General features: G+C 71.0%; 7 protein-coding genes and 2 pseudogenes. 4 read left to right on the top strand and 5 right to left on the bottom strand.

What is annotated here, in order from left to right:
* A pseudogene (locus FB380_RS24260) lies at positions 1 to 199 on the top strand (IS1380 family transposase); the annotation flags it as partial.
* On the top strand, positions 187 to 1221 hold the full coding sequence (locus FB380_RS24015; RefSeq protein ID WP_166757873.1) for an IS1380 family transposase: 1035 nt from the start codon (positions 187 to 189) through the stop codon (positions 1219 to 1221). The pseudogene FB380_RS24260 and the gene FB380_RS24015, both read left to right, overlap by 13 nt.
* A gap of 184 nt (positions 1222 to 1405) precedes the next feature.
* Here FB380_RS24015 and FB380_RS24010 read toward each other — a convergent pair whose 3' ends face one another.
* From FB380_RS24010 to FB380_RS23995, 4 genes and pseudogenes are all read right to left on the bottom strand, one after another.
* A complete protein-coding gene (locus tag FB380_RS24010) occupies positions 1406 to 1678 on the bottom strand; it encodes a type II toxin-antitoxin system RelE family toxin (protein ID WP_166757865.1) in 273 nt (90 codons plus the stop codon).
* Positions 1679 to 1811: 133 nt separating this feature from the next.
* A pseudogene (locus FB380_RS25135) lies at positions 1812 to 1949 on the bottom strand (type II toxin-antitoxin system Phd/YefM family antitoxin); the annotation flags it as partial.
* Positions 1950 to 2003: 54 nt separating this feature from the next.
* Positions 2004 to 2243, bottom strand: coding sequence for a hypothetical protein (locus FB380_RS24000; RefSeq protein WP_166757863.1), 240 nt, complete (start codon positions 2241 to 2243; stop codon positions 2004 to 2006).
* A 38-nt stretch (positions 2244 to 2281) separates the two neighbouring features.
* Positions 2282 to 4444, bottom strand: coding sequence for a SpoIIE family protein phosphatase (locus FB380_RS23995; protein WP_166757862.1), 2163 nt, complete (start codon positions 4442 to 4444; stop codon positions 2282 to 2284).
* A 157-nt stretch (positions 4445 to 4601) separates the two neighbouring features.
* Between FB380_RS23995 and FB380_RS23990 the strand changes: the two genes are divergently transcribed.
* Positions 4602 to 5039: a MarR family winged helix-turn-helix transcriptional regulator gene (locus FB380_RS23990; RefSeq protein WP_166757861.1), complete on the top strand. Its 438-nt coding sequence runs from the start codon at positions 4602 to 4604 to the stop codon at positions 5037 to 5039.
* Between the two features lie 454 nt (positions 5040 to 5493).
* Here FB380_RS23990 and FB380_RS23985 read toward each other — a convergent pair whose 3' ends face one another.
* Positions 5494 to 5985, bottom strand: a complete 492-nt coding sequence (locus FB380_RS23985; RefSeq protein WP_166757860.1) for an ATP-binding protein — start codon at positions 5983 to 5985, stop codon at positions 5494 to 5496.
* Positions 5986 to 6273: 288 nt separating this feature from the next.
* Between FB380_RS23985 and FB380_RS23980 the strand changes: the two genes are divergently transcribed.
* Positions 6274 to 8051 (top strand): SpoIIE family protein phosphatase (locus FB380_RS23980; RefSeq protein ID WP_166757872.1); only part of this gene is annotated, 1778 nt, incomplete at its 3' end.

Raw genomic sequence — 8051 nt, 5'->3', positions numbered from 1 at the left:
CAAGACCGTGTGCGTGATCGGCGGGATGCTCGCCGGTGCCGACTCCATCGATGACTTGGACGTGCTGCGGCACGGGGGGATGCGCCGGCTGTTCTCCGGGGTGCGCGCATCCTCGACGCTGGGCACGCACCTGCGGACCTTCACCCACGGGCATGTCCAGCAGCTGGACTCGCGGCCTCGGCGCTGTTGGCGGGGCTGACCGGCCGGGTGCCGGAACTGCTGGCCGGCGGCGGCCGGGCCGGGATCGTCTACCTCGACATCGATGACACGGTGCGCGAGGTGCACGGCTACGCCAAGCAGGGCGCCGCGTTCGGCTACACCGGGGTGCGCGGGCTGAACGCGATCGTGGCCACCGTGTCGACGCCGATCGCCGCGCCGGTGATCGCCGGCGCCCGGCTGCGGCGGGGCAACAGCGCATCGGCGGCCGGGGTCGGCCAGTTGGCGGCCCGGGCGATCGGCACCGCCCGCCGCGCCGGCGCGGTCGGGCAGCTGCTCACCCGAGCGGACTCGGCAATCTACGGTCACGCCCTGGTCGGCGCCGTGCTCACCGCCGGGGGCTGGTTCTCCGTGACCGCCCGGATGGACCCCAAGGTGCGCGCGGCGATCGCCGGCATCGCCGAGAACGGCTGGACTCCGATCCGCTACCGGCAGGCCGTCTTCGACGAGCAGGCGCGGCAGTGGATCTCCGAGGCCGAGGTCGCCGAGATCGACTTCGTCGCGTTCACCGGGCGGCGCAAGGCCGACCACGTGCCCTGCCGGCTCGTGGTGCGCCGGGTCGCCCGGCTCAACCCCGCGTCGGTGCCGGCCGGCCAGGAGGAGCTGTTCACCGCCTGGCGGTACCACGCGTTCATCACCAACTCGACCCTGACCACGACCGAGGCCGACCTCACCCACCGCGCACACGCGATCGTCGAGCAGGTCATCGCCGAGCTCAAGGCCGGCCCGCTCGCGCACCTGCCCTCGGGCTCCTACCCGGCCAACGCCGCCTGGCTGGCGTGTGCGGTGATCGCGTTCAACCTCGCCCGCGCCGCCGCGGTGGCCGCCGGCATGGCCACCGCCCGCTTCGCCACCCTCCGCACCAAGATCATCCAGGTTGCGGCGCGGATCGCGGCCACCGGGCGCCAGCTCGTGGTGCATCTGCCACGCGACTGGCCATGGGCTGGGGCCTGGCGCCTGCTCTTTGATACCGCGACCAGTCCGCCGGCCGCCGCAGCGACCTGACCACCCGCCGCCCCGACGGCACGACCGGAGACCGCGCAGTGGAAGAACCGGACAGGCCGGTCGATCAGCCACGCCCACCACCGCGCAGCAGCCGCCGAACTCCGAAATCAGCGGACGACCAATCCTATCGGTGGATCAGGGCTGAGCGGCCGGACGACACCGAAAAGCCGGATGACCCCAGGGATCAGCCGTAGGCGTCCGCTCGGTGGGAGATGCGGACGACCTGGACTTGGACCTGCTCGTCGTGGATCGAGTAGATGACGCGGTACTGGCCGCGCCGGGCGGAGTAGTAGCCCTCGAGGTCGAAGCGCAGTGGCTTCCCGACGCGGTGCGGGTTCTGGGCCAAGGCGCCGAACAGGAAGTCGACGACTGCTGCGGCCACGGCCTCGGGCAGGTCGCGCTCGATGGCGCGCTTGGCCTGAGGGGACAGGAGGACCGTGTAGGGCTCGGGGGTCATGCTCGGCGCGCGGCCAGCGCGGCTCGAATCTCCGCTTCGTCGTGTACCTCGCCGGCAGCGAAGTCGCGCTCGGCTGGCGGATGTCAGTCATCGCCTGCGGGTCTGACTGGATCGCGAGGGTCTCCACGAGGGACTCGTAGTCCTCGGCGGCGAGGAGGACTGCAACCGGGGCCCCGTTCTTGGTGATGGTGACGCGCTCATGGGTGCCCGCGACGTTGGAGACGACCTCACTGAACGACGCCTTGACCGACGCCAGGCTCTGCGTAACCATGACCAAAATACTAGTCACATTTGACTTGTTCGGCAACGACTTGTCCTGGAGTGGTCAGGCGATGTGCCACTCCTCGGCAGGCTCGTCGGTGTCCTCACCGTCGGAGATCCGGCGGGCCATCACTTCCAGCTGACGGACTGGGACGCAGGCACTGATCTCGGCGGTCGCCTCGATGAGTGCCCGGAGGATGTCCGGGCGGGGCGCGCCGCGGAGCGTGTCGGCGATCTCGTCGATCCGCTGGTTGTAGCGGTCCAAAGGTTGCCGGTAGTCAGCCAGGGCCTCAGGTGTTGCCATGCGCGGCACCGTTCCCGACTCCACCGACAGAACGTCGGTCAGCTGCGGGTGGAGGCTTTTGGCTCGTGTGGCTCGTCGGGGATGGGGTCAGGTAGCCGTTTGGGGCCGGCTTCTGCGGGGCGGGGCTGGTCTTGGCGGTGGAGGCGGACGGCGACGAGGGCGACGTCGTCGTCGGGTCGGCCGGAGACCAGGCGGTCGATGAGCTGGTCGCACAGCTGCTGGAGGGGCAGGTGGCCTAGTTCGCGGAGCAGCTGTTTGAGCTGGTCGATGCCGGTGTCGAGGTCGGCGTCGCGGCGTTCGACGAGCCCGTCGGTGTAGAGCAGCACGGTGGCGCCGCGGTCGAGGCTGATGACCGCGTCGGAGCGGGGGGTGTTCGGTTGGACGCCGAGCATGAGTTCGGCGCGTGCGGGGGCGAGGTCGGTGACGGTGCCATCGGTGGCCAGTACCAGCGGTGAGAGGTGCCCGGCGTTGGACCAGCGCATCCGGGTGACCCCGTGCCAGCGTTCGTCCATGTCTTGTTCGAAGCGGGCGACCGCGGCGGTAACGAGGGTGTGCATGTCCAGCAGGGCCATGGATGAGTCCAGCCGGGTAAGCACCTGTGCTGGTGTGGGGTTCCCGGTGGTGGCGACTCCGCGCAGCAGTCCGCGCAGCTGTCCCATGGCGGCGGCGGCGGTGATGTCGTGGCCGGCGACGTCGCCGATCACCAGCATGGTGGCGCCGTTGGCCTGCAGGAAGGCGTCGTACCAGTCACCACCCACCGCGGCGGCTTCGGCGGCGGGCAGGTAGCGGACGGCGACCTCGGCGTGGTCGGGTTCGGGGGGGGCGGTGAGCAGGCTGTGCTGCAGTTCCTCAGCCAGCAGCCGCTGCTGGCGGTACAGGCGGGCGTTGTCCAAGGCCTGGCCGGCCCGGGCGGCGACCTCGCCGGCGGTGGTGAGGTCGTCAGCGGAGAAAGAGCCGCGGGCTGCGCTGTTGAACAGGGTGAGCAGGCCCACGGTGCGTTCCCGGGCTTGCAGCGGCAGGACCACGAAGGACTCCGGCGCGAGCTGCTCGAGCTGCTCGATCGCCGGGCCGGGGTGCAGGACGGTGCGGATGCGGGTGGTGGCGTCGCGCTCAAGGACGGTCTGCTTGCCTGACTGCAGGGCCTGCAGCAGGAATGCGTCATCGCGCAGGGCGGGTATGCGGTCGCGGGCGTAGGCCTCCACGACGGGCAGCATCGACTGCTCGGCATGCCACCAGCCGACGTCGCGGATGGTGCGCCGCCCACCGGCGGTGTCCTCGTCATCGACGAGGGTCACCACGCACCAGTCGGCCAGCGTGGGCACCACCAGGCGGGCCAGGCGCGCGACCGCGGTCTCGGCCTGCATGGTGCCGGCCAGCTGCTCGGTGACCGCGGCCAGCAGCTCCAGCCGGGCGGCGGCTTGGGCGGCACGGGCGGCTTCGGCGGTGGCCCGTTCGATCTCCTGCCGGCGGGTGGTGATGTCGAGGAAGTAGACGGCCAGCCCATCGGGGTTGGGCCAGGCCAGCAGCTCGTACCAGCCGTCCAGGGGGGGCGGGTAGTAGGCCTCGAAGGTCGCGTGCTCGCCGGCGTTCATGGCCTGGCGGTAGTAGGTCTCGAAAGGGCTGCCGATCGTGTCGGGGAAGACCTCCCAGATATTCTTGCCCACCAGGTCCCCGCTGACCGGCTGCAGCAGGCGCTGGGCGTGGGCGTTGACGTAGGTGAAGGCCCAGTCCCGGTCCAGGGAATAGAATGCCGCGGGCATGGCCTCCAGCACCCGGGCCACACTCTGGTCGGCCTCGTGCTGGCTGGTGACGTCGGAGGCGGCACCCAGCAGCCGGACCGCGGTGCCTGCGGGGTCGCACAGGGTGCGGCCGCGGGCGGAGATCCACCGCAGCTCCCCGCTGGGCAGGCACACCCGGTAGATGGCCTGGAAGTCACCGCAGGTGGCGATCGCTGTGCTGAGCGCCTGGGTGACACGGTCCAGGTCGCCGGGGTGCAGGCGGACGTTGAACCCTTCAATGGTGCGGTCGAAGGTGGCCGGGTCGTAGCCGAACATCTCGACCAGTCGGTCGTCCCAGTCCAACTCCCCGGTGACCAGGTTCCAGTCGAAGGTGCCGATCCCGGCGGCGTCCATGGCCAGCTCGGCGCGCAGCCGATCGGCCTCCGCGACATCTAGAGACAGCGGGTCGACCGGCTCGTCCACTACAACCTTCCTGCCTGCCTCCAAGAATGCGCACACCGTCGCGCGCCGGGCGCGCTCAGTGTCCTGAAAGGGTTTCATCGTGCGCAACAGTCTGTCGGGGAGATCATAAAGTGTCAGGAACCCTGACGGTGGGAGGCCAGGTCGTTAGCCTGGGTTAATGGATGAGGGAATCGCGAGCCCTGACCCACCGCTGGCGCGTCTGCTGCTGCTGGCCAGCCGCTGGTTCGACGCCCGCTCCCGTGACCTGCTGGAGGAGGAGGAGGAGGAGGGTTGGCCGCGGCTGAGTCCAGCCCAGACGCTGCTGTTCGCCGTCTTGGACGAGGGCGGAACGCCACCGGCGGAGCTGGCCCGCCGGTTGGGCAACAGCCGGCAGGCCACCGGACAACTCATCGACGGCCTGCACCGCCTGGGACTGGTGGAGCTGGTGGACAACTCGTGCCGCCGGGGCGGGCGACTGGTCCGCTATAGCCCACGTGGGCAGGAGCTGCGCGCTGCGGCCTACCGCATCCTCGCTGAGCTGGAGGCCAGCTTGGGGGCGCGCCGGGCTCGCACCCTGCGCCGGCTGCTGGCCGAGTTCACCTCACCGGTCATCTGACCCTCCCGCGCCCACCAGCCGGTCAGACCGGCGGGTGTCACGGGGGCAGCTCTGTCAGACCGAGTAGAGGATGCTGGCCCGCACGTGTTTGTGGCCGGGCGGTGCGCAGCCCACGGCGGGACGTTGGCACCTCCACCGCGTTGGCGACCTCCCAGACCAGCCGGCCACCTGCAGCGATGTCCCGGATGGCCAGCGACCTGCGCGGCACAGTCGCGACCTTCATCTACTAGGGCGTTTCCCGCCTGGACATATCGAGCGCCTCGGGGGCCGGAGCTCTGACGCCGATCCATGTCGCCTGGGGTGCTGTCCTCGCATCAGGGGCCCTGTGAGCTGCCGACACCAGTGCTGCCAACTGCTCCCAAGGACCCGACGTGTCATCACCCCGGGGTGCTGCGGCGGGAGCGGATGCGTCTGGCGTGGACGCTGAGGTCCTCGCGGTGCTGCGTGGAGCTGGTCAGGTGGGCTTGCTCAGGCAGGCGCAGACGTGCTTGCGGTCGTGTTCGCAGTGGACGCCGTGGGTGGCGGTGAGGTCGGCGATGACGTAGAGCCCGTAGCCGCCGCCTCCGGCGGGCCGCTCCCGCGCGGGTGCGGGAAGTCGGTCGGGGGCGGCGTCGGTGACGATGATGAGCCAGTGGCCGTCTTCGTCTGCGATGCGCAGGCTGGCCGGTAGGGCGCCGTGCCGGACGGCGTTGGAGGTCAGCTCGTCGATGACCAGGATGGCCTTCTCCACGGCGTCCTCGACTGTGGGGGAGGCGTCGTCGTCGCGGCCGACGTCAAGTGAGGAGAGCAGGAAGTCCCGGACCTGCCGGCGGACCATGCTGAGTCCGCGCAGCGACCCGAGCTCGAGGGCTAGGCGGGTGTCGGTGGCTTGCGGGGTAGGCCGGTTGGCGTGCCAGGAGGTGAAGGCATCGGCGTAGCCGGTCGGGGTGCCGGTGGGATCACTCATCGGGCTGGCTGCCACCCTGTGAGGGAGTCCGTGGCTGACCGCCCCGCGTGGTCACGAGGCCGCTGTCCCACGGTACGGCTGGTTGAGCCCTGAACTTGAGCCGGATGGGCTGTGACACCACACGGGATCGGATGCGCAGCTGTTCCAGCGGGCGGGAAGGCTGCCCCGACAAGGGGGCTCAGTCCCAGGTCACACCGCGTCTGGGGTCGGGGTCGTGGGCAGTAGAGTCAGCCGGTCGCACACGACCCAACCTCGCACCCCCGGTGGTTGATGCCCCTGGGAGGACACATGGAGTCGCTAGGTCTGGCCGGGTACCGGTCGGTGTTCGATACGTGGCCGGCGCCGGCGTCGCTGCTGGACCTCGACCTGGTGATCGTCGATTCCAACGAGGCCCATCAGCGCTCTCTGGGGCGATCACGGGAGGAGATGGTCGGCCGCCGGACCTTCGATCTGTTCCCCGACCCGGACGGGCTGGGGGAGGCGGGCCCGCTCGGGGTCTCGATGCGCACAGCTCTGAGGACCGGCCGCCCGCATCGGATGCCGCTGCTGCGCTATCCCATCGAGCACGGCGGGACGTTGGTCGAGCGCTGGTGGAGCGTGGTCAACACCCCGCTGCTGGGCGCGGACGGGAGGCCGGTCGGCATCCTCAACACGCTCGATGACCTGACCGAGCTGATGGCCGAGCGGGAGAGCAGCCGGATGGCCCGGGCGGTGGCTGAGGACCTGCGGCGGCAGTCGGAGCGGCTGTCCGGGGACCTGCGTGCCCGCCACCAGGACCTGCGGGAGGTCCGGCAGGCCGAGGCGCGGGCCTCGCGGCGGCTGGCGGCGCTGGCTGAGGTGGCGCTGGAGCTGGGCGGTGCGGAGACCGTTGACGGGCTCACCGGCATCGTGCTGCGCGGGTTGGCCGTGCTGGGGGCAGACGGTGCCGCCGTCGGGGTGATCAACGAGGAGGGAACGAGCCTGCGCCTGCACCTCACCGACTCCCTCGGGGCAGACGCCCAGCGCATGTACTCCACGCTCGCGCTGCACGAGGAGCTCCCGGCGACGGTCGCTGCGCGGACTGGCCGCCCGGTGCTGATCCCCGACCGCGCAGCGGGGACGACGTTCTCGGCCGCGATGACCGAGGGGTACGCCACCTTCGGCCGGGAGGCGTGGGCGGCGTTGCCGCTGCACGTGGGGGAGCGGGTGCTCGGGTCGATCACGGTCAGCTGGGAATCCCCGCAGGACTTCGCCGTCGGGGAGGTGGAGCTGCTCACCGCGTTCGCCGCGCAGTGCGCGCAGGCGCTGGACCGGCTGCTGCAGCGGCAGGCCGAACGGTCAGCGGCCACGATCAGCCGGCAGATGTCAGAGGCCCTGCAACGCAGCCTGCTCACCCCACCCGTGCAGCCCGATCACCTGCAGATCGCCGTCCGCTACGTCCCGGCCGTGCACGAGGTGCAGGTCGGTGGGGACTGGTATGACGCCTTCCTCGTCTCCGACGGGAGCACCCAGCTGGTCGTCGGTGACGTGGCCGGGCACGGGCAGGAGGCCGCCGCGGCGATGGGGCAGGTGCGCAACGTGCTGCGCGGCATCGCCCACACCCTGGTCGAACCGCCGGCGAGGGTGCTCGGCGCCCTGGACCAGGCCATCGAGCACCTGGCCATCGACACCCTGGTCACCGCCGTCCTGGCCAAGGTCGAGCAGACCCCGGCCGAGGCCGAGACCGGGATGCGCACCCTGCGCTGGTCCAATGCCGGGCACCCCCCACCGGTGCTCCTCCACCCGGACGGGCGGGCGGAGCTGCTGGAGCGCCCGGCCGACCGGCTGCTGGGGGCGACGGTGGGCAGCCCCCGGCACGACCACACCGTCAGCCTAGATCCCGGCTCGACAGTGCTGCTCTACACCGACGGACTGGTCGAGCGCCGGGGCGTCCCGCTCGATGAAGGCTTCGAGTGGCTGCGCTCAGCCGTCGAGGACCTCGCAAGCCGAGGGCTGACACTGGAGCAGCTCTGCGATGAGCTCGTGGCCGCACTCGGTGGTGAGACCGACGACGACGTCGTCCTCCTCGCCGTACGCGCTCACCCCGA

The sequence above is a fragment of the Modestobacter marinus genome, assembly GCF_011758655.1.
Taxonomy (GTDB): domain Bacteria; phylum Actinomycetota; class Actinomycetes; order Mycobacteriales; family Geodermatophilaceae; genus Modestobacter; species Modestobacter marinus.
Note: the sequence above shows the minus strand (reverse complement) of the source record. Positions and strands in the feature narration are given on the sequence as shown.

Bases quoted from the DNA above. Each gene is read 5' to 3' on its own strand.
- FB380_RS24000 (WP_166757863.1), bottom strand. From the start codon at position 2,243: ATGGCAACACCTGAGGCCCTGGCTGACTACCGGCAACCTTTGGACCGC.
- FB380_RS23990 (WP_166757861.1), top strand. From the start codon at position 4,602: ATGGATGAGGGAATCGCGAGCCCTGACCCACCGCTGGCGCGTCTGCTG.
- FB380_RS24010 (WP_166757865.1), bottom strand. From the start codon at position 1,678: ATGACCCCCGAGCCCTACACGGTCCTCCTGTCCCCTCAGGCCAAGCGC.
- FB380_RS23985 (WP_166757860.1), bottom strand. From the start codon at position 5,985: ATGAGTGATCCCACCGGCACCCCGACCGGCTACGCCGATGCCTTCACC.